Genomic DNA, 23,246 nt, shown 5'->3' on the forward strand with positions numbered 1-23,246 from the left:
CATCGCTCAACAACGACTCACGCGACATGACCCCAACAATCGCGGCCCACACCGCCAATCTTTAGGAGACACGCCCTAGGCCCCCTGAGATGATCACGTTCACTACGAAATCCCGTGTCGAACTACGCCTGCAATCGTGTCGACGCTCGAGGAATCCTCGTGATGGGGCGGGTCCACCGGACGGTGGACACCGGATCCCACCACGCGGTGCTCCCGGACGGCATGGTCCGGCGGGGATCGTGGAGTCATGACCACATCCACCGCGATCCGGGTCCGCGGGCTGCGCAAGGCCTACGCCGGAGTCCCCGCCGTCGACGGGCTCGACCTCGACGTCGCGCACGGCGAGGTGTTCGCCCTGCTGGGGCCGAACGGCGCCGGCAAGACCACGACCGTCGAGATCCTGGAGGGCTACCGCCGCCGCGACGCCGGGGAGGTGAGCGTCCTCGGCGCCGACCCGGCCCGGCCGGACGCCGGTTGGCGCGCCCGCATCGGCATCGTGCTGCAGAGCTCCGGCGGCCACGACGAGCTGACCGTCGACGAGCTGGTGCGGCACTTCGCCGGCTACTACCCCGACGCGCGCGACCCGGACGAGGTGATCGCCGCCGTCGGGCTGGAGGAGAAGCGCGCGACGCGGGCACGGCACCTGTCCGGGGGACAGCGCCGCCGGCTCGACGTCGCGCTGGGCATCCTGGGGAACCCGGCGCTGCTCTTCCTCGACGAACCGACCACCGGGTTCGACCCGGAGGCGCGGCGGGAGTTCTGGGCGCTCATCTCCTCGCTCGCCGACGGCGGCACGACGATCATCCTCACCACCCACTACCTCGACGAGGCCGAGCATCTGGCCGACCGCGTCGGCGTCATCACCGCGGGCCGGATCGTCGCCCTGGACACGCCCGGCCGGCTCGGCGGCCGCGACCAGGACCTGGCCGTCGTCACCTGGACCGAGGGCGGCCGGCCGCGCACCGAACGGACCGCCGAGCCTGCGGCGCTCGTCGGCCGGCTGGCGCAGCGCCTGGGCGGCGAGGTGCCGGGGCTCACCGTCAGCCGGCCGACCTTGGAGGACGTGTACCTGCGGCTGATCGGACAGCCGGCCGAGACCCTGGAGGTCGTGTCATGAGCGCCACGGTGAGCCCGGCCCGCATCGCGCGGTCCCGCGCCACGCTGGAGATCAAGAGCTACTTCCGCGAACGCGACTCGCTGATCTTCTCGTTCCTGTTCCCGATCATCATGCTGGGCATCTTCGCGGTCGCGTTCGGCGGCGAGGACGTCGGACAGGACAGCGGCGCCCCCGTCGACTTCGCCCAGTACTTCCTGCCCGGCATGGTCGCCTCCGGCATCATGCTGGTGAGCTTCCAGACGCTCGCGATCAGCCTCGCCGTGGAGCGCGACGACGGCACGCTCAAGCGGCTGCGCGGCACGCCGATGCCGGCGGTGTCGTACTTCCTCGGCAAGGTCGGCATGATCCTCGTCGTCGGGCTGAGCCAGATCGCGCTGCTGCTGGCGGTGGCGGCGCTCGCGTTCGGGGTCGAGCTGCCGGCCGAGCCGGCGAAGTGGCTGACGTTCGCCTGGTGCTACGTGCTGGGCACGGCCGGTGGCGCCGTCCTGGGCATCGCGTACTCGTCGCTCCCGCGCTCGGCCAAGAGCGCCTCCGCCGTCGTCGTCGGGCCGCTCATCATCCTCCAGTTCATCTCGGGCGTGTTCTTCGTCTTCAGCGACCTGCCAAGCTGGCTGCAGAACGTCGCCTCGGTGTTCCCGCTGAAATGGCTGGCCCAGGGGATGCGTTCGGTGTTCCTGCCCGACGGCTTCGAGGACCTGGAGGTGTCCGGATCATGGCAGCACGGCCCGACGGCGCTGATCCTGTCGCTGTGGCTGATCGCCGGCCTGGTGATCTGCGTCCGGACGTTCCGGTGGCAGCGCACGGGCGAGGGCTGAGCGCCGGCGACGGCGTGCCCGCGCGCAGCAGCGTCGCCGAGCTCGACGCGTTCTGGCAGCGCACCACGGTCGCCTGGCACTCGGTCTACCTGGGGCTGCTGGGGCTGCTGGCGCTGATCATCGGCAGCTCCGGCGACCTCTCCAGCCGCGACCGGCTGACCGGTCTGCTCGCGGTGACGGCGATGGTGGTCGTCTACCTGTTGATCGGGCGGCGGCTGCTGGGTACCGAGGAACACGGCTGGCAGGCGGTGACGCAGCTGCTGGCCAGCTGGGCCGGTCTCTACGTCCTCATCGGCATCGGCATCTTCGACGCGTACTTCCTGCTGTTCGGGCTGATCCCGCACATCTGGGTGTTCCTCCCGACCCGCTGGGCCGCGGGCGGCACGTGCGTGCTGCTCCTCGGTCTCGCGGCGGCCGAGGTGGGCCACGACGGCTGGAGCATGGAGACGGTGCGCGACGTCGTCCCGCAGGCCGCGCTGCAGATCGGGCTGTCGCTGCTGATGGGCCTGTTCATCAGCCACGTGTTCATCCAGGCGGAGAAGCGGGCCATGCTCATCGACGAACTGGAGCGCACTCGCGGCGAGCTGGCGCAGCTCGAGCACTCCCGCGGCGTGCTGGCCGAGCGCGAGCGGCTCTCGCACGAGATCCACGACACCCTGGCCCAGGGCTTCACCAGCATCCTCACGCTGGCGCAGGCCATCGAGGTGGCGCTGGACCGCGACCCCGGCGCCGTCCGCGACCGGCTGGCGCTGCTGGAGCAGACGGCCCGCGACAACCTGGCCGAGGCGCGGGCCCTGGTCAGCTCGCTGGCGCCGGTCAGCCTGCAGGACGCCACGCTGCCCGAGGCGATCGAACGCATCGCCGCCCGGTTCGCCGACGAGACCGGTCTCGACGTGAGCGTGCAGATCGCCGGCACCGCACCGCCGCTGCCGGCGAACGTCGAGGTCGTCCTGCTGCGCACCGCCCAGGAGGCGCTGACGAACGTACGCAAGCACGCCGGCGCCCGCCGGGTCGTCGTCGCGCTGCGCTTCCAGCCCGGCACGACCACGGTCGCCGTCGTCGACGACGGGCGCGGCTTCCTGCCGGGCGCGGCGACACTGGACGGCTACGGCCTGCGCGGCATGCGGGCGCGGGTCGAGCAGGTGGGCGGGCTGCTCGAGATCGTCAGCACACCGGGCGCCGGGACCACCGTCCGTGCCACCGTCGGGCCGACGCCCAGGTAGCGTGGGCGGCCGTGACGACGTTGCGGCTGCTGCTGGTCGACGACCACCCGGTCGTGCGGACGGGGCTGGCCGGCATGCTGGGCGCCGAGGACGACTTCGAGGTGGTCGGTGAGGCCGGTGACGGCGAGGAGGCGCTGGTGCTGGCCCGCCGGCTGCGTCCCGACGTGATCCTCATGGACCTGCGCATGCCCCGGCTCGACGGCGCCGAGGCGACGGCGCGCATCCTGGCCGAGCTGCCCGGCGTCCGGATCCTGGTGCTGACCACGTACGACACCGACACCGACATCGTCCGCGCGGTCGAGGCGGGAGCCACCGGCTACCTGCTCAAGGACACGCCGCGGGTGGATCTGGCGGCCGCCGTGCGGGCGGCGCACCGGGGCGAGACCATCCTGGCGCCGCCGGTCGCGGCCCGCCTGGTGCACCGGCTGCGGGCGCCGTCGTTACCGCCGCTCACCCCGCGCGAACGCGAGGTGCTGGCCGCCGTCGCCACGGGGCTGTCCAACGCCGAGATCGGACGGGCCCTGCACATCGGCGAGGCGACGGTGAAGACGCACCTGCTGCGGGTCTTCGCCAAGCTCGGCGTCGACGACCGCACCGCCGCGGTGACGACGGCGTACGCGCTGGGCATCCTGACCCCGCCGGGGCCGTCACCGGCCCCTTGACCGGCCCGTTGACCACGCCCGGCCATACTGTGGGCATGTCTCCAACCCGGACGCGGGTGGCCCGGCTGGCGCTGCGGCCCACCATCGGCATCGACATCGGCGGCACCAAGGTCGCCGCCGGCGTCGTCGATCCCGAGGGCACCATCATCGAGCGCACCCGCCGCGAGACGCCGAGCAAGAGCAAGAGCCCCCGCGTCGTCGAGGACACCATCGCCGACGTCGTGGCCGAGCTCGGCGCCCGTCACCACGTCCTCGCGGTCGGCATCGGCGCCGCCGGTTTCGTCGACGGCACGCAGTCGTCCGTGCTGTTCGCCCCGCACCTCGCCTGGCGCAACGAGCCGCTGCGCGACGCCGTCCAGCGCCGCATCGGGCTGCCCGTGGTCGTCGACAACGACGCCAACGCCGCGCTGTGGGCCGAGTGCCGGTTCGGCGCCGCGCAGGGCGAGTCGCACGTGGTGTGCGTCAACCTCGGCACCGGCATCGGCGGCGGCGTCGTCCTCGACGGCGTCCTGCACCGCGGCCGGTTCGGCGTCGCCGGCGAGTTCGGGCACATGGTGGTCGTCCCGGGCGGGCACCGCTGCGAGTGCGGCAACCGCGGCTGCTGGGAGCAGTACGCCAGCGGCAACGTCCTGGTCCGTGAGGCGCGTGAGCTGGTGCTGAACGGCTCGCCCGTCGCCTACCGCATCGCCGAGACCTGCCAGGGCGACCCGTCGCGCATCACCGGCCCGATGATCAGCGCGCTGGCCGCGCAGGGCGACCCCGCGGCGCTGGAGCTGCTGGAGGACATCGGCCACTGGCTGGGCGTCGGGCTGGCCAACCTGGCCGCCGCGTTCGACCCCGGCCTGTTCGTCATCGGCGGCGGCGTGTCCGACGTCGGCGACCTGCTGTTGGACCCGGCGCGGACGACGCTGCGGCGGACGCTGACCGGCCGCGGCTTCCGTCCCGAGGCGAAGGTGGTCCGGGCGGCGCTGGGCAACGACGCCGGCCTCATCGGTGCCGCCGACCTCGCCCGGCGCGAGCGCGCCCGCCGCCGTCGCGACCGCGCCAAGCTGGTCACGACGCGGCTGCTGCTCCCGCGACGGCGCGAGCTCACCGGGAACGGCACGCCGATCCGCCGCAGCGCGCGCCGCACCGGCGGTACCGGCACCGCCATCGAGCCGGCCGGCCGCCGGGCGAACGGGACCTGGCGCCGCAGCGCCCCCTGAATGACCACGTTCACCACCCGCTCCCGTCCCACACGAGGCCTGCGGCCCTCGTGATGCCCGGATGATCCTGGTGATGCCTGGCCGGACTCGAGGGAAAGCTATTGCCGGCCCTATTCCGGGCGGACCGCGTGTGCATCACGAGGACTGCCCCTGCATCACGAGGGCTGCAGGCCTCGTGTGGAACGGAATTCCCTGGTGAACGTGATCATTCCGGGGAAGGGCAGCCGGGGCGGGACCGGCCGGGCGGCGTCAGTAGGAGTAGAAGCCGCGGCCGGTCTTGCGGCCGTGCTCGCCGGCGTCGACCATGCGGCGCAGCAGCTCGGGCGGGAAGAACTTGGGATCGGCGGTCTCGTCCCAGATGTTCGACGTGGCGTGGTGCAGGACGTCGACACCGGTGAGGTCGGTGGTGGCCAGCGGTCCCATGGCGTGGCCGAAGCCGAGTCTGCAGGCGACGTCGATGTCCTCGGCCGAGGCGACGCCGGACTCGCAGAGCTTGACCGCCTCGACGACCAGCGCGCTGATCAGCCGCGTGGTGACGAACCCGGCCACGTCGCGGTTGACGACGATGCACGTCTTGCCGGCGGACTCGGCGAACTCGCGGGCCGCCGCCAGCGTGGCGTCGGACGTGTGCAGGCCGCGGACCAGCTCGCACAGCGCCATCATCGGCACGGGCGAGAAGAAGTGGGTACCGACCACCGACTCGGGCCGCCGCGTGGCCGCGGCGATCTTCGTGATCGGGATGGCGCTGGTGTTCGTGGCCAGGACCGCGCCGTCGCGGCAGATGCGGTCGAGCTCGGCGAAGAGCTCGCGCTTGACGTCGACGTTCTCGAAGACCGCCTCGACGACGATGTCCGCCTCGCCGACGGCGTCGAGGTCGGTGGTCGTGGTGATGCGGCCGAGGGCGGCGTCGCGGTCGGCCTCGGTCAGCTTGCCCTTCTCGACGAACTTCGCGGTGCTCGCCTCGATGGCCGCGCGGCCCCGGGCGACGGCGTCGTCGTCGAGGTCGCGCAGCACGACGTCCCAGCCGCCGGTCGCCGCCACCTGGGCGATGCCCGATCCCATCAGGCCGGCTCCGACGACGGCCACGCTGCGTGCCATGCTGACTACCTTCCTGCTGGTTCGTTCGGCTCGGTCGCGATGTCGGGGTCGGTGCGCATGGCCGGCTCGATCGGCGCCGGCGTGCCGGCCGAGAGCGCGACGGCGACGGGCGGCCGCCGCCGCTGGCGCCAGCGCTCCCACAGGTGTGCGACGACCATGACGGCGGCGACGTACAGCCAGCCGAGGAGGACGTCGACGACGTAGTGCTCGCCGCCGTAGACCAGCGTGAACGCCATGGCCAGCGGGTACGCCGCGACGGGCACCCTCAGCCACCAGCGCTTCGCCAGCGGCCAGAGCGTCACCGCGACCAGCATGGCGAACCCGGCGTGCAGCGACGGCAGCGCCGCCACCTCGTTGGCACCGCCCTGGGCGTCGGACAGCCATGCGTGGGCGCTGCGCAGCCCCAGCTCGTTCCAGCCACGGCCGACCAGCCGGTAGACGGGGTCGTCGATGTCGCCGGTGCGGGCCGATGCATACCACGGCGGCGCGGCCGGCAGCAGCACGTAGGTGAGCAGGCCGGCGTAGGTGAGCAGCAGCACCCGCCGGATGTAGGACACCCACAGCGGCCGCGACCACATGTAGAAGGCGGCGGCCAGCACCCACGGCACGACGAAGTGGCTGAAGTAGACGATCGCCGCGCCGACGTCCCACCAGCGCACCGTCGACTCGAACAGCTGCTGCTGCAGCCACACCGTCGGGATGGTGTCGCCGAACAGCCAGCGCTCGATGTCGACGACCTCGCCGACGCGCAGCGGCATGCCGAGGGTGTCGGCGATGCCCCGGGTGTGGTCGTAGATGATCAGCGCCGCCAGCAGCGGCAGCCAGTCGAGGAACGTGCGCACGTGCTCGCGCCACGGCCGGCCGATCTTGATCGCGATCATCCCGGCGATGATCCAGCCGGTCTGCCCGACGCGGTCCATCGGGATGCCCTCGACGGCGCAGTAGACCAGCAGGACGACGAGGTAGACGGACAGGCAGACGCGGCCCGGGGTCACCCAGCTGCGCCACCGGTCGCCGGGCGGTGCCGCGGCCTCCGTCTCGTCAGTCATCGAAGTGGTCCGGGTCGGGCTCGCGGACCACGTCGGCGCCCAGGGACCGGAGCTGGCCGACGAAGTCGGGGTAGCCGCGGTCGATGTGATGGACGGCGGACACAAGCGTCTCGCCCTCGGCCAGCAGGCCGGCCAGCACCAGGCCGGCGCCGGCGCGGATGTCGGTGGCGACGACCGGGGCGCCGGACAGCACCGGCCGGCCGCGGACGACGGCGTGGTGGCCGTCGATGCGGACCTCGGCGCCCAGGCGGACCAGCTCGTTGACGAACATGAACCGGGCCTCGTACACGTTCTCGGTGATCATGGCGGTGCCCTCGGACACCGCGTCGAGCGCGACGATCATGGGCTGCAGGTCGGTCGGGAAGCCCGGGTACGGGAGCGTGACGACGTCGATGGCGCGCGGCCGCCCGGACATCGCCACCCGCAGCCCGGCCGGGCCGGACTCGACGGTGGCGCCGGCGGCGGCCAGCTTGTCGAGGACGATCTCGAGGTGCTCGCCGCGGCCGTTGGCGATGGTGATGTCGCCCCGCGTCATGACGGCGGCGACGCCCCACGTGCCGGTGACGATGCGGTCGGGGATGGTGGTGTGCTCGGTCGGGTTCATGGAGTCGACGCCCTCGACCCGCAGCGTCGAGGTGCCGGCGCCGTCGATCTTGGCACCCATGTCGCCGAGCATGCGGCAGATGTCGACGATCTCGGGCTCGCGGGCGACGTTGTCGATGACCGTGGTGCCCTTGGCCAGAACGGCGGCCATGAGGATGTTCTCGGTGGCGCCGACGCTGGGGAAGTCGAGCCAGATGCTGGTGCCGTGCAGTCCCTTGGGCGCCCTGGCCACCACGAAGCCGTGCTCGATCTCGACCTGCGCGCCGAGCTTCTCCAGCCCCGCCATGTGCATGTCGAGCCCGCGCGAGCCGATGGCGTCGCCGCCCGGCAGCGCGACGTTCGCCGCGCCGCAGCGGGCCACCAGCGGGCCGAGCACGCAGATGGACGCCCGCAGCCGGCGCACGAGGTGGTACGGCGCCTCGTGGTCGATCTTCGCCGGGACGTCGATGGTGACGGTGCCGCCGTCGCGGTGGACGTCGGCGCCGAGCTGGCGCAGCAGCTCGCCCATGTAGTCGACGTCGGTGATGGTGGGGACGTCGTGCAGAACGGTGCGTCCCTCGGCCAGCAGCGCCGCCGCCATCAGCTTCAGTGCGCTGTTCTTCGCGCCGCTGACCCGGACCTCACCCCGCAGGGAGCTCCCCCCGGTGACCCGAAATCTCTCCACGCCAGCTGAACCCTTTCGCCGTTCCGATGAACGGTACGCCCCGAGGGCGTCACCCGACGAACTGACCCCCGGGGGGCGCCGCCTCGAGCCAGGTGACGAACGCGGTGGCCGCGGCCTCGGTCATGGACACCTCGACGGTGGCGCCGCCGGACCGGCAGACCAGCACGACATGGCCGGCGGGCAGCTCGTAGCTCTCCTCGGTGTCCGGCTGGCGGCGGCTGTCGACGCCCAGCTCGCTGCGCCGGAACGTCCGCTTGGGCCAGGTGGTGAAGCTGAAGGTGCGGAACCACTCGAGGGTGTCGTCGCGGTAGCGCCCGATGCCGAACGCCCAGCCGCCGGACCAGCCGTCGTGGCTGTCGCCGCGCACGCACATGTCGAAGCCACCGTCACGCTGCAGAATGCCCCGGCGGACGTACAGGGCGAGGAGGACCAGCACGGCGGCGAGCGCGAGCGCACCCAGCACCAGCAGGGTCCACGACACCAGCGCCACCGATCACCTCCCCCGAGCGTGTACCGATGCTCTCAGATCTATCGGCTCGCCGCGACGTCGAGCCTCGCCTGCGCCCAGCGGCGCGTGCCGTCGCCGTCGTCGCCCAGCTCCGCGAGCTCGGCCTCGGCGGCGGCGACGTCGATCTCGTCGGCGAGCTCGGCCTGCTCGGCCAGGATCGCGATGTGGTTCTGCGACACCGACAGGAACCCGCCGGACACGGCCACCACGACGGCCTCGCCGCCGGTCGAGCGCACCGTCACGGGGCCGGCGACCAGCAACCCGAGCACCGGCTCGTGACCGGGCATGATGCCGATCTCGCCCTCGGGCGTGCGCGCGATGACGATCGAGGCCTCGCCGGACCAGACCTTGCGGTCGGCGGCCACCACCTCGACGTTCAGATCTTCGGCCACGATCTCTCCCTTTCTCCCCGTGATCGACAGGGAGCCGCCTCCCGATCGGGTGCGGCTCCCTGGTCGATCGAGCGGTACCGGCTCAGGACGCGAGCTCGCGCGCCTTCTTCTCGGCGTCCTCGATGTTGCCGACGTAGCTGAACGCCTGCTCGGGCAGGTGGTCGTACTCGCCCTTGGTGATGGCGTCGAACGACTCCAGCGACTCCGACAGCGGGACGAACACGCCCGGCTGGCCGGTGAACGACTCGGCCACGAACATGTTCTGCGAGAGGAACCGCTGCAGGCGGCGGGCCCGGTTGACCGTGACCTTGTCCTCCTCGGACAGCTCGTCGACACCGAGGATGGCGATGATGTCCTGCAGCTCCTTGTACTTCTGCAGGATCTCCTTCACCCGGGTCGCGATGCGGTAGTGGTCCTCGCCGACGTACGCGGCGTCGAGGATCCGGCTGGAGGAGTCCAGCGGGTCCACGGCCGGGTAGATGCCCAGCTGCGAGATGGGCCGCGAGAGCACCGTCCGGGCGTCGAGGTGCGCGAACGCGGTGTGCGGCGCCGGGTCGGTGATGTCGTCGGCCGGGACGTAGATGGCCTGCATCGACGTGATGGAGTGACCACGCGTCGAGGTGATGCGCTCCTGCAGCTCGCCCATCTCGTCGGCCAGCGTCGGCTGGTAACCGACGGCGGACGGCATGCGGCCGAGCAGCGTGGACACCTCGGAGCCGGCCTGCGTGAACCGGAAGATGTTGTCGATGAACAGCAGCACGTCCTGCTTCTGGACGTCGCGGAAGTACTCGGCCATCGTCAGCGCCGACAGCGCGACCCGCATGCGGGTGCCCGGCGGCTCGTCCATCTGGCCGAACACCAGCGCGGTGTCCTTGAGGACGTTGGCCTCGCCCATCTCGACCCAGAGGTCGTTGCCCTCACGGGTGCGCTCGCCGACACCGGCGAACACCGAGGTGCCACCGAAGTTCCGCGCGACACGGGTGATCATCTCCTGGATGAGCACCGTCTTGCCGACACCGGCGCCACCGAACAGGCCGATCTTCCCACCCTGGATGTACGGGGTGAGGAGGTCGAGCACCTTGATGCCGGTCTCGAGCATCTGGGTGCTGCCCTCGAGGTCGGCGAACGGCGGCGGGTCGCGGTGGATCTCCCAGCGCTCGTTGACCTCGATCGACGACTCGTCGGTGTCGAGCGGCTTGCCGAGGGCGTTGAACACGTGGCCCTTGACGCCGTCGCCGACCGGCACGGAGATGCCCCTGCCGGTGTCGCGGACGACCGCGCCGCGGACCAGGCCGTCGGTCGGCTGCATGGAGATGGCCTTCACCAGGCCGTCGCCGATGTGCTGCTCGACCTCGAGGGTCAGCGTGCGGTCGCCGCCGGCCTCATCGGCCAGCTTCACGTCGACCTCGAGCGCGTTGTAGATGGCGGGCATGTGGCCGCCGCCGAACTCGACGTCGACGACAGGTCCGATGACCCGGACCACCCGGCCTGTAGCAGCAGCGGTGGTCTCTGCTGTGTTTTCGATGGTGGCAGTCATGAGGTCCTACTCGCTCCCTGCGGCCGCCAGCGCGTCCGCGCCGCCGACGATCTCGCTGATCTCCTGGGTGATCTCGGCCTGGCGTGCCGAGTTGGACTCGCGGGTGAGCGACTCCTGCAGCTCACCCGCGTTGTCCGTGGCGTTCTTCATGGCCCGGCGCCGGGCCGCCCACTCCGACGCGGCGGCGTCGAGCAGCGCGGTGTAGACGAGGTTGCCGGCGTACTGCGGGAGCAGCGCGTCGAGCACCTCGTCGGCCGACGGCTCGAACTCGTAGAGCGGGAGCACGTCGGTGCGCGACGGCCGGCCGTTGGCGGATCCGGCCGACCCGCCCGGGCCGGAGGACCCGCCGTCGTCGGAGCGCACCGCGCCCGCCTCGGCGTGGTGGATCTCCTCGGGCACGTCCTCGACCATGATCGGGAACAGCCGTCGGGCCCGGACCTCCTGCGTGACCATGTTGCGGAAGTGCGTCGAGACGATGTGGATCTCGTCGACGCCGCCCTCCTCGGTGGGCGTGTTGATGGCCTCGAGGAGGTCGTCGGCGATCTTCCGGGCGTCGGCGTAGGCCGGCTTGCCGGTGAAGCCCACGTACTGGCCGCCGAGCTCGCGGCCGCGGAACGTGAACCAGGTGACGCCCTTCTTGCCGACGACGTAGGGCACGACCTCCTGGCCCTGGTCGCGCAGCAGGCCGGCCAGCGCCTCGCTCTGCCGGATGACGTTGGCGGAGTAGGCGCCGGCGAAGCCGCCGTCGCTGGTGACGACCAGGATGGCCGAACGACGCGGCTCCTCGACGCCCTCCAGCAGCGGGTTGTCGAGGCGGGCGCGCTCGGCGGCCGCCTCCATGGCCCGCACCAGCGCCTGACTGTACGGACGGGCCGCCTCGGCGAACTGCTGGGCCCGGGCGATCCGCGAGGTCGCGATCAGCTCCTGGGCGCGGGTGATCTTCTTGATCGAATCGACAGAGCGGATGCGCTGCCGCAGCTCACGAAGTTGTGCTCCCATGACGCGGGCGACCTCCCTTCAGTTCCTGGTCAGACGTGACGGTCACGGCTCACTCGTCCGCGTCGGGGCGGGCGGCCTCCTGGATGCTCTCGCGGTCGCGCTTGCGCCGGCGCAGCACCGTCAGGTCCTCCTCACCCTCGCCCAGGGCCTCGACCGGCTCGTCCTTGATCAGCGGCTGGCCCGAGACGGTGACGTACGTCTGCTTGAAGTCGTCGATCGCCTGCTCGAGCGTCTTGACGACCTCGTCGTCGAGCTTCCCGGAGGACTCGATGGTCGAGAACACCTGAGCGTGCTCGCGGGCGACGTAGTCGAGGAACTCGCCCTCGAACCGGCGGACGTCCTCGACCGGGACGTCGTCGAGTTTGCCCGTGGTGCCCGACCAGATCGAGACGACCTCGCGGCCGACCGCCAGCGGCGCCGACTGCGGCTGCTTCAGCAACTCGGTGAGCCGCTCGCCGCGGTCGAGCTGCGCCTTGCTGGTGGGGTCGAGGTCGGAGGCGAACGCGGCGAACGCCTTGAGCTCGTTGTACTGGGCGAGGTCGAGGCGCAGCGTACCGGCGACGGTCTTCATCGCCTTGATCTGCGCGTCGCCACCGACGCGGGAGACCGAGATACCGACGTTGATGGCCGGGCGCACACCCGAGTGGAACAGGTCGGTCTCGAGGAAGCACTGGCCGTCGGTGATGGAGATGACGTTGGTCGGGATGAACGCCGACACGTCGTTGGCCTTGGTCTCGATGATCGGCAGACCGGTCATCGAGCCGCCGCCGAGGTCGTCGGAGAGCTTCGCGCAGCGCTCGAGCAGCCGCGAGTGCAGGTAGAAGACGTCGCCCGGGTACGCCTCGCGACCCGGCGGGCGGCGCAGCAGCAGCGACACCGCGCGGTACGCCTCGGCCTGCTTCGACAGGTCGTCGAAGACGATGAGCACGTGGTAACCCTGGTACATCCAGTGCTGGCCGATGGCCGAGCCGGTGTACGGCGACAGGTACTTGAAGCCCGCGGCGTCGGACGCCGGCGAGGCGACGATGGTGGTGTACTCCAGGGCACCGGCCTCGTCCAGCTGCTGCCGGATGCCGGCGATGGTGGAGCCCTTCTGGCCGGTGGCGACGTAGATGCAGCGGACCTGCTTCTTCTTGTCGCCGCTCTTCCAGTTGTCCAGCTGGTTCAGGATGGTGTCGACGGCGACCGTGGTCTTGCCGGTCTGCCGGTCACCGATGATCAGCTGCCGCTGGCCCCGGCCGATCGGGGTCATGGAGTCGATGGCCTTGATGCCCGTCTGCAGCGGCTCGGCGACCTTCTGCCGCTGGACGACCGTCGGCGCCTGCAGCTCGAGGGCGCGGCGGCCCTCGGCCTGGATCTCGCCCAGGCCGTCGAGCGGCTTGCCCAGGGGGTCGACCACCCGGCCGAGGAAGCCGTCGCCGACCGGCACCGACAGGACCTCGCCGGTACGGCGGACCGTCTGGCCCTCCTCGATGCCGTCGTAGTCGCCGAGGACGACGACGCCGATCTCGCGGACGTCCAGGTTCAGAGCCAGCCCGAGGGTCCCGTCCTCGAACTCCAGCAGCTCGTTGGCCATGGCCGACGGCAGGCCCTCGACCCGGGCGATGCCGTCGCCGGCGATGACGACGTGGCCGATCTCTTCGCGGACGGCGGCCGCCGGCTGGTAGGACTCGACGAAGGCGTCGAGCGCCTCGCGAATCTCCTCGGGACGGATGCTCAGCTCCGCCATCGTTGCTCCTTCTCTAGCGCTCTTCGAACGGTGGTCTCAAGTCGGGGTGGTGCCGGTCAGCTCACCACGAGCTGGCGACGGGCGGCGTCCAGGCGGCTGGTCACGGTGCCGTCGACGACCTCGTCGCCGAGCTCGACCCTGATGCCGCCGACGACGTCGGGCTCGACGACGACGTTCAGCAGGACCGGACCGCCGGCGCGGACCGCCAGCGCCCGTTCCAGCCGTTCGCGGTGCTCGACGGCGAGCGGGGCGGCGACGTGCACCACTGCCACCCGGCGCTCGCGCAGGCGCGCCGCGAAGTCGGCGACGCGCGCCAGCTCCGCTTCCAGGCTACGCGCCCGGCGGTCGAGGACCGCGTGCTCGACGAGCGCGACGGTCTCAGGTGCGGCCTTGTCCTGCAGCAGCGTCCGCACCAGCTGCCGCCGTGCGTCGGCGGGAGCGGCGCGGTCGATCAGCGCCGAGCGCAGGTCGCGGTTGCCGCGCACGACCCGGCCGAACCGGAAGATCTCTTCCTCGACGGCGTCGAGGCGGCCGGCCGACCGGGCGGCCAGCAGCACCGCCTGGAGACCGAACTCCTCGACCGAGGAGGTGAGGTCGCCCGGGTTCGCCCACCGCTCCCGCACGGTCGCGGCGAGGACGTCCGTCGCGGCCGGCTCGACGCAGTCGCCGGCCAGCCGGCGAAGCAGCGCCTCGCGGTCGTCGGGCGTCCGGCCGGTGTCGGTGAGCGCGCGGCGCACCGACGGACGGGAGTCGAGCAGATTCGCGAACGCGAACAGAGCGTCGCCGACCGCCGACGCGCGGTCGGCGGCCTGGTCGACGATGCTCTCGAACCGCGAGCGCAGCTCGGTGCTGGTCTCGGCCATGCTCACGCGTCCCTCGCAGCCGCGGCGTCGGAGGCCTGGGCGGTCTCGAGGTCGGCCAGGAACCGCTCGACGACGCGGCGGGACCGCTCGTCGTCCTGCAGCGACTCGCCGACCACCTTGCCGGCCAGCGTGGTCGCCAGCGAGCCGACCTCGCCGCGCAACTCGCGCAGGACCTGCTCGCGCTCGGCCTGCAGCTGCGCCTCGGCCCGAGCGGCGACCCGCTTGGCCTCGGCCTCGGCGTCCTCGCGCGCCTGGGCGATGATGGCGGCACCCTGCTGCTTGGCGTCCTCGCGGATGCGAGCCGCCTCGCTGCGGGCGTCGGCCAGCTGAGCGCGGTACTCCTCGAGCAGCCGGTTCGCCTCGGCCTGGGCCTCCTCGGCCTTCTGCGCGCCGCCCTGGATCGCGGCGGCCCGCTCCGCGTACGTCCGCTCGAAGATCGGGTAGACCTTGGCGCGGAGGAAGAAGAACAGCAGCGCGAAGGCGACCAGACCGACGATCAGCTCGGACGTGTGCGGCAGCAGCGGATCGGGCCCGTCCTCCGCCGCTATCACCGCGATCGGTGCCATCGAGACAGTCATGATCAGAGCGCGAACGCGAGGCCGATGGCGATGATGAACAGCGCCTCGGCGAGCGCGAAGCCGAGGATCGCGATGCCCTGGAGAACGCTGCGAGCCTCCGGCTGGCGGGCCACGCCGTTGATGTAGGCAGCGAAGATCAGGCCGATACCGACGCCCGGGCCGATGGCCGCGAGGCCGAGACCGACCATGTTGAGCGAGCCTTCCATCTTCTTTCTTCCTTTCCCTTTTTAGGTGAAGCTCAGTGCTCGTGGGTCAGAGCGCCGCCGATGTAAATGGCGGAGAGCAGAGTGAAGACGTACGCCTGAAGAATCTGGACGAATGCTTCGAAGAAGGTCAGCACGATGCTGAACAGGATCGAGACGCTGCCCGCGGTGACGCCGACAAGACCCTGGTATTCGAAGATCAGGTACTCGCCGCCCAAAATCGTCAACAACAGCACCAGGTGACCGGCGAACATGTTGAACGTGAGACGGAGAGTGAGCGTGAAGGGCCGGACGATGAACGTGGAGAAGAACTCCAGCGGCGCCAGCAGCGGGTAGATCGCCTTCGGAACCCCGGGCGGGAACATCATGTTCTTGAAGTAGCCGCCGAAGCCCTGCCGCTTGATGCCCACGTAGTTGTAGATGATCCACGAGATCACCGCGAGGAACAGCGGGATCGCGATCTTCGAGGTGGCCGGCAGCTGGAGCACGGGGATGATGCCCGAGATGTTCAGGACCGCGATGAAGCAGAACAGCGTCGCCAGATAGGGCACGTATTTGATGCCCTCGCGGCCGATGGCGTCACGCGCGATTCCGTCGCGGACGAATCCGTAGACCGACTCACCGGCGAACTGCAGCTTGCCGGGGACGAGCGTGCTGCGCCGGGCGGCGAAGTAGAAGAATGCGCCGACGGCGATGGTGCCGAGCACGATGACCAGCATCGGCTTCGTGAAGAACGTACCCTCGCCGAAGAGCGGCGGGAATTCGAAGTCGGCCGGCCCGGGACTGTGGAAGCCCGACTCGGCCACGATCCGAGTGCTCACGGGGTCCTTTCTTCAGCGCGCTCGCGGACGCGCCCGACGAGGAGGTCCAGGTCAGGGCTTACCGTATCTGACCCATACGAGGTACAGAGCGGCGCCCATCCCTGCCAAGAGCCCCAGTACGAGGAAGACCCGGCTGTTGAGCCACTCGGAGACGAGCCAGCCGACGCCACCCCATACTGCTACTCCGGACACGACCAGTGCGAAGGCATCCCACGCACCGTTCTGATCCTTCCGACGTACGTCATCGGGATCGTCCGGACTCATGGCGCCTCGAATACTACTGGGTGCCCTTGCCGGTAACGAAATCGGGTCCCACTTCCAGCCGTCACGGCCGTGGTCACTCCGATCCGCCGGTGGGCACCGCGGGCCGTGCGCCGCGGCTGTTCTCGCGGAACATCGTCACCGCGTAGGCGAGGGTGTAGACCAGCGCGCAGGCCATCAGCGACAGCCCGAGCCAGCGCTCGTCGATGCCGTCGACGCTGGTCAGGACGCCGAGCGCGATGAAGATCAGCGCCAGCCGCAGGGAGTAGGTCACGATCAGCACGCCCGCCCCGGCCAGGCCGCTGGGCGGCAGGTGGCGGGCCAGCAGGACGGGCAGCGACCCGCTCGCGAAGAACGCGATGACCAGCACCGTCGCAACGACGGCCGACCACAGCGAGGCACTGCCGGCGGTGAGCGCCGCCGCCACGGCGCAGGCGGCGCCCACGGCGACGGTGAGCAGCAGGGCGGGCCGGGCGGCCGCTGCCGGGCTGCGCCGGCGCGGAGGCGGGGAAACGGGTTCGGTCATGGCGGCCCCAGCCTACGTGCTGGTGTCCTCATCCTGCACGACGTGCCATTTCTCACACCGTGGAGGGATGCCCACGCCGGAGCAGCCGGCGCGGGTGGCCGGTGGTGAACCCGATCATCACGACGACGGCCAGCGCCAGCAGCACGTAGGTGGTCCAGCCGCCGACCAGGGCGATGACCACCAGGCCGCCCGAGACCAGCGCCGCCCACACCCACATGATCGCGACGGCGCGCCACTGCGAGTGGCCGATCTCGAGCAACCGGTGGTGCAGGTGCATCTTGTCCGGCGCGAACGGCGACTTTCCGGCCCGGGTGCGGCGCACGACGGCCAGCATCATGTCGAGGAACGGCAGCAGGATGACCGCCAGCGGCAGCACCAGCGGCAGCAGGGTGAGCAGGAAGCTGGAGGTGTCGACGTCCTGGCTGGGCAGCCGGCCGGTCAGGCTGATCGACCCGGCGGCGAGCAGCAGCCCGATCAGCATGGCGCCGGAGTCGCCCATGAAGATCTTCGCCGGGTGCGCGTTGTGCGGCAGCAGGCCGGCGCAGATGCCCACCACGACGATCGACACCAGCGCCGACGTCGTCATGTACGAGCTGTTGTTGTTCTCGACCGACAGCAGGTAGGCGTAGGCGAAGAACGCCGCCGCGCCGATGCCGACGACGCCCGCGGCCAGCCCGTCGAGCCCGTCGACGAAATTCACGGCGTTGGTGGCGCCGACGACCAGCACGACCGTCATGAGCGCGCCCTGCGTCTGGTCGAGCACGAAGGTGCCGCCCGGCAGCGGCAGGTAGAGCAGCTGGACGCCGAGCGCCACGAGCAGTCCGGCCGCGACCACCTGCCCGGCGAACTTGGCCAGCGCCGACAGCTCCCAGATGTCGTCGGCGACACCGATGAGGCAGATGACGACGGCGGCGAGGATCAGCGCCCACGCGTCGCTGGACTCGGTGAACACGTCGCGCATGCGTGGCAGGTAGCTGGCCACGAGCATGGCGACCAGCATGCCGACCAGCATGGCGATGCCGCCGAGCCGCGGGACGGGTTCGCGGTGCACGTCGCGGTCGCGGGTGGGCGGCACCGCGCCGACCCAGTACGCGAACCGTCCCGCGAGCCCCACCACCAGGTACGTGACCGAGGCCGCGATGAAGAAGGTCAGAAGATACTCGCGCACCGGCGACCGTTTCCTTAAGCTTCCGGGCCCCGCAGCTCGGGGACGACCGCCTGCAGCTCGGCCAGGCCGAGGGCGCCCTGCCGGAGCACCCGCGGCACCGGGCCGGAGACGTCGACGATGGTCGACGGCGTGTCGCTCTGGGTCTCGCCGGCATCGAGGTAGACGGCGACGCTGTCGCCGAGCTGGTCGCGGGCGTCGTGGGCCGAGCGCGCCGGCGGCCGGCCGGTGACGTTGGCGCTGCTGACCGCGAGCGGGCCGGTGGTCGTCAACACCTCGAGGGCCACCTCGTGGTCGGGCATCCGGACGGCGACGGTGCCGCCGGTGTCGCCGAGGTCCCAGCGCAGCGACGGCTGCTGCCGGCAGATGAGCGTCAGTCCGCCCGGCCAGAACGCGTCGACCAGCGCGTCGATGGCCTTGTCCGTGATCGCGACGCCGCCCAGTGTTGCGGGCGAGCCGACCAGCACCGGCACCGGCAGGTCGCGGCCGCGGCCCTTGGCCTGCAGCAACGCCGCGACCGCCTCGGGCGTGAACGCGTCGGCGCCGATGCCGTAGACGGTGTCGGTGGGCAGCACGACGAGCTTGCCGTTGCGGATGGCGCGGGCCGCGGCGGCGATGCCGCGCTGCCGCTTGGTCTCGTCGGAGCAGTCGTACAGCGGACTCACGAGGCCATCATCCCGCACGCCGCGCCGTGACGTAGCGCGGGCGGCCCACGAGATCGAGATGGTCGGCGACGTCCGTCCAGCCGCCGTGCCGGCGGAACACCTCGGGCGCCGCCTCGCCCTGCACGTCGGCGTGCTCGGCGACCAGGAGGCCGCCGGGTCGCAGCAGCCGTGCGCCGACGTCGGCGAGCACCCGCATGGCGTCGAGGCCGTCGGCGCCGGACCACAGCGCGGCCGGCGGGTCGTGCTCGGCGACCTCGGGGTCGCGGATGGTGGCGTCGGCCGGGATGTACGGCGGATTCGCGGCCACGACGTCGACCTGTCCGAGCAGCATCGACAGGCTGCGCTCGGCGACCAGGGCGACGTCGTCGCGGTGCACGATGACGGAGTTGCCGGCGGCGTTGCGGCGCAGCCAGGCGACGGCCTCATCCTCGCGCTCGACGGCGTGCACCATGACCGGTCGCACCTCGGTGGCGACGGAGATGGCGATGGCGCCGGAGCCGGCGAACAGGTCGACGACGACGGGCACCCGCCCGGCCGCCACGACCGCCGTCGCCTCGTCGATGGCCGCGCCGGCGGTCAGCTCCGTCTCGGGCCGCGGGATGAACACGCCCGGCCCCACCTGCAGCGTCAGGTGCCGGAAGTGCGCCTGGCCGGTGAGGTGCTGCAGCGGCTCGCGGCCGGCGCGGCGGCGCACCAGCTCTTGGAAGCGCGGGCCGAACGAGGCGTCCGGCTCGGGCTGGGACAACAGGGCGCCGCGCTCGACCCCGAGCACGTGCGCGGCGAGCACCTCGGCGTCGTGCCGCGGCGACGGCACCTCGGCGGCGGCCAGCATCCCGGTGGCCGCGCGGAGCTGCTCGAGCAGCGGCGCCGGCGTCATGCGCCGCCGCCTTCGGCGGTAGCGGCCAGCGCGGCCTCGGCGTCGGCGTCGACCAGCGACTGCACGACCGGGCCGAGGTCGCCGTCGAGCACGGCGTCGAGGTTGTACGCCTTGTAGCCGGTGCGGTGGTCGGAGATGCGGTTCTCGGGGAAGTTGTACGTGCGCACCCGCTCGGAGCGGTCGACGGTGCGCACCTGGCTGCGCCGGGCGTCGGACGCCTCGCGCTCGGCCTCCTCCTGCGCCGCCGCGAGCAGCCGCGCACGCAGGATGCGCATGGCCTGCTCCTTGTTCTGCAGCTGGCTCTTCTCGTTCTGGCAGGAGACGACGATGCCGGTGGGCAGGTGCGTGATGCGCACCGCGGAGTCGGTGGTGTTGACGCTCTGCCCGCCCGGGCCGGAGGACCGGAACACGTCGATGCGCAGGTCGTTCGGGTTGATCTCGACCTCGCCCTCGTCCTCGGCCTCCGGCAGCACCAGCACGCCGGCGGCCGAGGTGTGGATGCGGCCCTGGCTCTCGGTGACCGGAACCCGCTGCACACGGTGGACGCCGCCCTCGTACTTGAGCCGGGCGTACGGCGCCGTGCCGGGCTCGGGCGTGCCGCGTGCCTTCACCGCGACGGAGACGTCCTTGTAGCCGCCGAGGTCGGACTCCTCGGCGTCGAGCACCTGGGTGCTCCAGCCGGCCCGCTCGGCGAAGCGCAGGTACATGCGCAGCAGGTCGCCGGCGAACAGCGCGGACTCCGCGCCGCCCTCCCCCGCCTTGATCTCGAGGATCGCGTCGCGGTCGTCGTTGGGGTCGCGCGGCAGCAGCAGCATGCGCAGCCGCTCGGCGAGACCGTCCTGCCGCGTCTCCAGCTCGGCGGCCTCGGCGGCGAAGGCGGAGTCGTCGGCGGCGAGCTCGAGCGCGGCGGCGCGGTCGTCGCCGGCCTGCCGCCAGGCGGCGTACGCCTCGACGATGGCCGACAGCTCGGCATAGCGCCGGTTCAGCCGCTTGGCCAGCGCGGGGTCGCCGTGCACCGACGGGTCGGCCAGGCGCTGCTCGAGCTCGGCGTGCTCGGACACCAGCGTCTCGACACCTTCGAACACGGGCCGGCTCCTTCCGAGGACGCGGATGACTGCGGGCACAAAGGGGGCGGGGCGTGCGAAGTGACCCTCGCACGCCCCGCCCGGAAAGCTCTACTTGGCGTCGGCCTTCTTCTTGCCGTACCGCGACTCGAAGCGCGCGACCCGGCCACCGGTGTCGAGGATCTTCTGCTTGCCCGTGTAGAACGGGTGGCAGGCGGAGCAGACGTCGGCGTGGATGACGCCGTTGGCGGCCGTGCTCCGGGTGGTGAACGTGTTGCCACAGGTGCAGGTGACCGTGGTCTCCACGTAGGCCGGGTGGATGTCGGACTTCATGCTGTGTACTCCTGGCGTGTCGAGGGCCGCCGGGTCAGCACGACGGGGCGTCGTACCGTGAACCGGAGCCAATGGATCAGTATTCCAGGTCCGGGCCGCCGGGACCAAACCGCGACGTCGCGCTATGGTTCCCCGTCCCCCTGCTGCCCCATTCTCTTGCCGCGAACGAGCGCGTCAAGCGGACTAGTGGCGCTTCGCGCGACGACGACCGCTTGACTCACCCGTCCGCGGCCAAGAACGGGCAGCTATCAGGGGGACGGGGGCAGAGCGGGCACGCCTCGGCGTTGTCGTGCCCGTTTCGCCTGCTTTGTCGGGCTGTGGGACAGCGATGATCATCAACGATTGCCTACATCACGAGGATTCCGCGAGCATCAACATGCCTGTAAGGGTGTTGACGCTGGGGCAATCCTCGTGATGGCTCCGGAAGCACGGCGAAATCTCACCACGTGGACGCTGAACGACAGCAAACTCACACAGAAGCGCGGACACACGCCCCGGCCTCGTCGCCGCTCGCGTCGTGGCCCCTTCCCAGGCGTACGCTCCGGGCGGACCGCTCGTTCGGTGACATCGCCGACGAACAACCGACAGCGGCGGACTCGTCGTCACGTCGGATGACGCCCACGTCCTCTCCACGTCGCGGCCAACAAACGCCCCGGCCCTGTCGCCGCTCTTCCCCCGTCCCCCTGATAGCTGCCCGTTCTCAGCCGCGGGCGCGCGGGTCAAGCGGTCATCGCCGGCGCGAAGCGCCTCCACAGTCCGCTTGAGGCGCGCGCCCGCGGCCAAGACAATCGGGCAGCNAAGCGCCTCCACAGTCCGCTTGAGGCGCGCGCCCGCGGCCAAGACAATCGGGCAGCAGGGGGACGGCCCAACGCGGCCAACGCCAGACATGGCGATGCCCCGACCGCTGCGCGAGCGGCCAGGGCATCGAGGACTCGGCGGTCCGGCGGGTCAGTCGGCGTCCTTGGAGCCGTTCCCGCCGGCGGCCGGCGTCGTCTTCTGGACCGTGAGCATGAACTCGGCATTGCTCTTGGTCTTCTTGAGGCGGTCGAGGAGCAGCTCGATGGCCTGCTGCGGGTCGAGCGCGGAGAGCACGCGGCGCAGCTGCCACATGATGGCCAGCTCCTCGCGGGAGACGAGGATCTCCTCGCGCCGGGTGCTCGACGCGTCGACGTCGATGGCGGGGAACAGGCGCTTGTCGGCGAGGTCGCGGCGCAGCCGCAGCTCCATGTTGCCGGTGCCCTTGAACTCCTCGAAGATGACCTCGTCCATCTTGGACCCGGTCTCGACCAGCGCGGTGGCCAGGATGGTCAGCGAGCCGCCGTTCTCGATGTTGCGCGCGGCGCCGAAGAACCGCTTCGGCGGGTACAGCGCGCTGGAGTCGACACCACCGGACAGGATGCGGCCGCTGGCCGGCGCGGCCAGGTTGTAGGCGCGGCCCAGGCGGGTGATGCCGTCGAGCAGGATGACGACGTCGTGGCCGAGCTCGACCAGCCGCTTGGCCCGCTCGATGGCGAGCTCGGCGACCATCGTGTGGTCGACCGGCGGGCGGTCGAACGTCGACGCGATGACCTCGCCCTTGACGGTGCGCTGGAAGTCGGTGACCTCCTCGGGCCGCTCGTCGACCAGCACCACCATGAGGTGGGTCTCGGGGTTGTTCTGCGTGATCGCGTGCGCCAGCGCCTGCATGATCAGCGTCTTGCCGGCCTTGGGCGGCGACACGATGAGACCGCGCTGCCCCTTGCCGATGGGCGCGATGAGGTCGATGATGCGCGTCGACATGTTCGCGGCGTCGGTCTCGAGGCGCAGGCGGTCCTGCGGGTACAGCGGCGTCAGCCGGGCGAACTCGGGCCGCTGCTTGGCCGCCTCGGGGTCGGCGCCGTTGATGGTGTCGACCCGCACCAGCGCATTGAACTTCTGCTGCTTCTCGCCCTCGCGCGGCTGCCGGACGGCGCCGGTGACGGCGTCGCCCTTGCGCAGGCCGTAGCGGCGGACCATGGCCAGCGACACGTACACGTCGTTGGGGCCGGGCAGGTAGCCCGACGTGCGGACGAACGCGTAGTTGTCGAGGATGTCGAGGATGCCGGCGACCGGGATGAGGACGTCGTCCTCGGACACCGTCGGCTCCTCGATGCGCTCGCGGCCGCCACCACCGCGGCGGTCGCGGTCGCGATCGCGGTCGTTGCGGTCGCGGTTGCTGCCGCGCCGGTCGCGACGGCGGCGCCGGCGGCCGCGGTCGTCGTCATCGTCCTGGGCGTCGTCGCGGCCGCCGCCCTGGCGGGCGCCGTCGGC

24 protein-coding genes are annotated in these 23,246 nt (G+C 71.4%); 5 read left to right on the forward strand and 19 right to left on the reverse strand.

What is annotated here, in order from left to right; genetic code table 11:
- Nucleotides 1-247: 247 nt before the first annotated feature.
- Genes DY240_RS00005 through DY240_RS00025 form a run of 5 tightly spaced genes read left to right on the forward strand, consistent with a single transcriptional unit; the run spans nucleotide 248 to nucleotide 5,022 of the window.
- Nucleotides 248-1,117, forward strand: coding sequence for an ABC transporter ATP-binding protein (locus tag DY240_RS00005; protein ID WP_119657927.1), 870 nt, complete (start codon nucleotides 248-250; stop codon nucleotides 1,115-1,117).
- On the forward strand, nucleotides 1,114-1,932 hold the full coding sequence (locus DY240_RS00010) for an ABC transporter permease (protein ID WP_119657928.1): 819 nt from the start codon (nucleotides 1,114-1,116) through the stop codon (nucleotides 1,930-1,932). The genes DY240_RS00005 and DY240_RS00010 overlap by 4 nt, the downstream gene beginning before the upstream one ends.
- The gene (locus tag DY240_RS00015) at nucleotides 1,908-3,155 is read left to right on the forward strand and encodes a sensor histidine kinase (RefSeq protein WP_158602676.1); all 1,248 of its coding nucleotides are present in this window, start codon (nucleotides 1,908-1,910) and stop codon (nucleotides 3,153-3,155) included. The genes DY240_RS00010 and DY240_RS00015 overlap by 25 nt, the downstream gene beginning before the upstream one ends.
- Before the next feature lie 11 nt (nucleotides 3,156-3,166).
- Nucleotides 3,167-3,817 (forward strand): response regulator transcription factor, encoded by a 651-nt coding sequence (locus tag DY240_RS00020; RefSeq protein WP_325049257.1) that lies wholly within the window; start codon nucleotides 3,167-3,169, stop codon nucleotides 3,815-3,817.
- Between the two features lie 35 nt (nucleotides 3,818-3,852).
- Nucleotides 3,853-5,022 (forward strand): ROK family glucokinase, encoded by a 1,170-nt coding sequence (locus DY240_RS00025; protein ID WP_119657930.1) that lies wholly within the window; start codon nucleotides 3,853-3,855, stop codon nucleotides 5,020-5,022.
- A 249-nt stretch (nucleotides 5,023-5,271) separates the two neighbouring features.
- On the opposite strand, the gene DY240_RS00030 is transcribed toward DY240_RS00025, so the two are convergent.
- The 19 genes from DY240_RS00030 to rho form a co-directional block, all read right to left on the reverse strand.
- On the reverse strand, nucleotides 5,272-6,120 hold the full coding sequence (locus tag DY240_RS00030; protein ID WP_119657931.1) for a 3-hydroxyacyl-CoA dehydrogenase family protein: 849 nt from the start codon (nucleotides 6,118-6,120) through the stop codon (nucleotides 5,272-5,274).
- A gap of 5 nt (nucleotides 6,121-6,125) precedes the next feature.
- Nucleotides 6,126-7,169: a phosphatase PAP2 family protein gene (locus DY240_RS00035; protein WP_119657932.1), complete on the reverse strand. Its 1,044-nt coding sequence runs from the start codon at nucleotides 7,167-7,169 to the stop codon at nucleotides 6,126-6,128.
- A complete protein-coding gene (murA, locus tag DY240_RS00040; protein ID WP_119657933.1) occupies nucleotides 7,162-8,436 on the reverse strand; it encodes a UDP-N-acetylglucosamine 1-carboxyvinyltransferase in 1,275 nt (424 codons plus the stop codon). The genes DY240_RS00035 and murA overlap by 8 nt, the downstream gene beginning before the upstream one ends.
- A gap of 49 nt (nucleotides 8,437-8,485) precedes the next feature.
- The gene (locus DY240_RS00045) at nucleotides 8,486-8,926 is read right to left on the reverse strand and encodes a DUF2550 domain-containing protein (RefSeq protein WP_199700531.1); all 441 of its coding nucleotides are present in this window, start codon (nucleotides 8,924-8,926) and stop codon (nucleotides 8,486-8,488) included.
- 38 nt (nucleotides 8,927-8,964) lie between these two features.
- Entirely contained in the window at nucleotides 8,965-9,336 is a 372-nt protein-coding gene (locus DY240_RS00050) for a F0F1 ATP synthase subunit epsilon (protein ID WP_119657934.1), read from the reverse strand.
- 82 nt (nucleotides 9,337-9,418) lie between these two features.
- The gene (atpD, locus tag DY240_RS00055; protein WP_119657935.1) at nucleotides 9,419-10,873 is read right to left on the reverse strand and encodes a F0F1 ATP synthase subunit beta; all 1,455 of its coding nucleotides are present in this window, start codon (nucleotides 10,871-10,873) and stop codon (nucleotides 9,419-9,421) included.
- A 6-nt stretch (nucleotides 10,874-10,879) separates the two neighbouring features.
- Nucleotides 10,880-11,872, reverse strand: coding sequence for a F0F1 ATP synthase subunit gamma (locus DY240_RS00060; RefSeq protein WP_119657936.1), 993 nt, complete (start codon nucleotides 11,870-11,872; stop codon nucleotides 10,880-10,882).
- Nucleotides 11,873-11,921: 49 nt separating this feature from the next.
- Nucleotides 11,922-13,601: a F0F1 ATP synthase subunit alpha gene (gene atpA / locus DY240_RS00065; RefSeq protein ID WP_119657937.1), complete on the reverse strand. Its 1,680-nt coding sequence runs from the start codon at nucleotides 13,599-13,601 to the stop codon at nucleotides 11,922-11,924.
- A 56-nt stretch (nucleotides 13,602-13,657) separates the two neighbouring features.
- Entirely contained in the window at nucleotides 13,658-14,464 is an 807-nt protein-coding gene (locus DY240_RS00070; RefSeq protein ID WP_119657938.1) for a F0F1 ATP synthase subunit delta, read from the reverse strand.
- Nucleotides 14,465-14,466: 2 nt separating this feature from the next.
- Nucleotides 14,467-15,030 carry a F0F1 ATP synthase subunit B gene (locus DY240_RS00075; RefSeq protein WP_119657939.1) on the reverse strand — a complete coding sequence of 188 codons (564 nt, stop codon included), beginning with the start codon at nucleotides 15,028-15,030 and terminating at the stop codon, nucleotides 14,467-14,469.
- 14 nt (nucleotides 15,031-15,044) lie between these two features.
- Nucleotides 15,045-15,248, reverse strand: a complete 204-nt coding sequence (atpE, locus tag DY240_RS00080) for an ATP synthase F0 subunit C (RefSeq protein WP_119657940.1) — start codon at nucleotides 15,246-15,248, stop codon at nucleotides 15,045-15,047.
- A gap of 32 nt (nucleotides 15,249-15,280) precedes the next feature.
- A complete protein-coding gene (atpB, locus tag DY240_RS00085) occupies nucleotides 15,281-16,066 on the reverse strand; it encodes a F0F1 ATP synthase subunit A (RefSeq protein ID WP_119657941.1) in 786 nt (261 codons plus the stop codon).
- A 337-nt stretch (nucleotides 16,067-16,403) separates the two neighbouring features.
- A complete protein-coding gene (locus tag DY240_RS00090) occupies nucleotides 16,404-16,853 on the reverse strand; it encodes a hypothetical protein (protein WP_119657942.1) in 450 nt (149 codons plus the stop codon).
- A gap of 52 nt (nucleotides 16,854-16,905) precedes the next feature.
- Complete coding sequence (locus tag DY240_RS00095; RefSeq protein WP_119657943.1) at nucleotides 16,906-18,021, reverse strand: glycosyltransferase family 4 protein; 1,116 nt, start codon at nucleotides 18,019-18,021, stop codon at nucleotides 16,906-16,908.
- A gap of 14 nt (nucleotides 18,022-18,035) precedes the next feature.
- Nucleotides 18,036-18,683 carry an L-threonylcarbamoyladenylate synthase gene (locus tag DY240_RS00100; RefSeq protein WP_119657944.1) on the reverse strand — a complete coding sequence of 216 codons (648 nt, stop codon included), beginning with the start codon at nucleotides 18,681-18,683 and terminating at the stop codon, nucleotides 18,036-18,038.
- 7 nt (nucleotides 18,684-18,690) lie between these two features.
- The gene (gene prmC, locus DY240_RS00105) at nucleotides 18,691-19,560 is read right to left on the reverse strand and encodes a peptide chain release factor N(5)-glutamine methyltransferase (protein ID WP_119657945.1); all 870 of its coding nucleotides are present in this window, start codon (nucleotides 19,558-19,560) and stop codon (nucleotides 18,691-18,693) included.
- Nucleotides 19,557-20,645 carry a peptide chain release factor 1 gene (gene prfA / locus DY240_RS00110; protein WP_119657946.1) on the reverse strand — a complete coding sequence of 363 codons (1,089 nt, stop codon included), beginning with the start codon at nucleotides 20,643-20,645 and terminating at the stop codon, nucleotides 19,557-19,559. Before prfA ends, prmC begins: the two co-directional genes overlap by 4 nt.
- Before the next feature lie 90 nt (nucleotides 20,646-20,735).
- Nucleotides 20,736-20,957 carry a 50S ribosomal protein L31 gene (gene rpmE / locus DY240_RS00115; RefSeq protein WP_092623147.1) on the reverse strand — a complete coding sequence of 74 codons (222 nt, stop codon included), beginning with the start codon at nucleotides 20,955-20,957 and terminating at the stop codon, nucleotides 20,736-20,738.
- Between the two features lie 948 nt (nucleotides 20,958-21,905).
- A partial coding sequence (gene rho / locus DY240_RS00120) for a transcription termination factor Rho (protein ID WP_119657947.1) occupies nucleotides 21,906-23,246 on the reverse strand: 1,341 nt, incomplete at its 5' end.

It is taken from the genome of Jiangella rhizosphaerae (assembly GCF_003579925.1).
Lineage (GTDB): Bacteria > Actinomycetota > Actinomycetes > Jiangellales > Jiangellaceae > Jiangella > Jiangella rhizosphaerae.

Excerpts from the sequence above, each read along its gene's own strand:
- DY240_RS00010 (WP_119657928.1), top strand. The coding sequence starts at position 1,114 with ATGAGCGCCACGGTGAGCCCGGCCCGCATCGCGCGGTCCCGCGCCACG.
- DY240_RS00060 (WP_119657936.1), bottom strand. The coding sequence starts at position 11,872 with ATGGGAGCACAACTTCGTGAGCTGCGGCAGCGCATCCGCTCTGTCGAT.
- rpmE (WP_092623147.1), bottom strand. The coding sequence starts at position 20,957 with ATGAAGTCCGACATCCACCCGGCCTACGTGGAGACCACGGTCACCTGC.
- DY240_RS00035 (WP_119657932.1), bottom strand. The coding sequence starts at position 7,169 with ATGACTGACGAGACGGAGGCCGCGGCACCGCCCGGCGACCGGTGGCGC.
- atpE (WP_119657940.1), bottom strand. The coding sequence starts at position 15,248 with ATGGAAGGCTCGCTCAACATGGTCGGTCTCGGCCTCGCGGCCATCGGC.
- DY240_RS00070 (WP_119657938.1), bottom strand. The coding sequence starts at position 14,464 with ATGGCCGAGACCAGCACCGAGCTGCGCTCGCGGTTCGAGAGCATCGTC.
- DY240_RS00005 (WP_119657927.1), top strand. The coding sequence starts at position 248 with ATGACCACATCCACCGCGATCCGGGTCCGCGGGCTGCGCAAGGCCTAC.
- atpA (WP_119657937.1), bottom strand. The coding sequence starts at position 13,601 with ATGGCGGAGCTGAGCATCCGTCCCGAGGAGATTCGCGAGGCGCTCGAC.
- DY240_RS00090 (WP_119657942.1), bottom strand. The coding sequence starts at position 16,853 with ATGACCGAACCCGTTTCCCCGCCTCCGCGCCGGCGCAGCCCGGCAGCG.
- DY240_RS00030 (WP_119657931.1), bottom strand. The coding sequence starts at position 6,120 with ATGGCACGCAGCGTGGCCGTCGTCGGAGCCGGCCTGATGGGATCGGGC.
- DY240_RS00075 (WP_119657939.1), bottom strand. The coding sequence starts at position 15,030 with ATGGCACCGATCGCGGTGATAGCGGCGGAGGACGGGCCCGATCCGCTG.
- atpD (WP_119657935.1), bottom strand. The coding sequence starts at position 10,873 with ATGACTGCCACCATCGAAAACACAGCAGAGACCACCGCTGCTGCTACA.
- prmC (WP_119657945.1), bottom strand. The coding sequence starts at position 19,560 with ATGACGCCGGCGCCGCTGCTCGAGCAGCTCCGCGCGGCCACCGGGATG.
- DY240_RS00025 (WP_119657930.1), top strand. The coding sequence starts at position 3,853 with ATGTCTCCAACCCGGACGCGGGTGGCCCGGCTGGCGCTGCGGCCCACC.